At 83.9% G+C, this 273-nt stretch carries 1 protein-coding gene; it reads right to left on the bottom strand.

All coding sequences use genetic code 11. The annotated features are described in order from the left end of the window. The coding region (locus MFF40_RS28465) for a hypothetical protein (RefSeq protein WP_238263175.1) at positions 1 to 219 on the bottom strand (219 nt) is incomplete at its 3' end. Positions 220 to 273: the final 54 nt, after the last annotated feature.

The raw sequence follows: 273 nt of genomic DNA, 5'->3' as shown, positions 1-273 counted from the left end.
CCAGCCCGCGGGCACCCGGACGCTCACCCGGCCGCCCGCGTCCGCCACCCGCGGCTGCTCCGGGGCCCCGCCGCGGTTGAGCACCACGGTCACCGTGACCCCCGCCAGCGCGGCGGCGACCAGCGCGGCCACGGACAGCGTCACCGTGTTCAGCCGGCCCCGGTCCCGGTCGAGACGGGGCCGCCCGGTCCTCCCCTCGGCCCCGGGCCGGCCCCCCACCCCGGCCTGCTCAGTCGCGGACCCGGCGGCGCCTGCCCCGCGCCCGGCCCCGGC

The sequence above is a fragment of the Methylobacterium mesophilicum genome (assembly GCF_022179445.1).
Classification (GTDB): domain Bacteria; phylum Pseudomonadota; class Alphaproteobacteria; order Rhizobiales; family Beijerinckiaceae; genus Methylobacterium; species Methylobacterium mesophilicum.
This window is presented reverse-complemented; position numbering and strand designations above follow the sequence as displayed.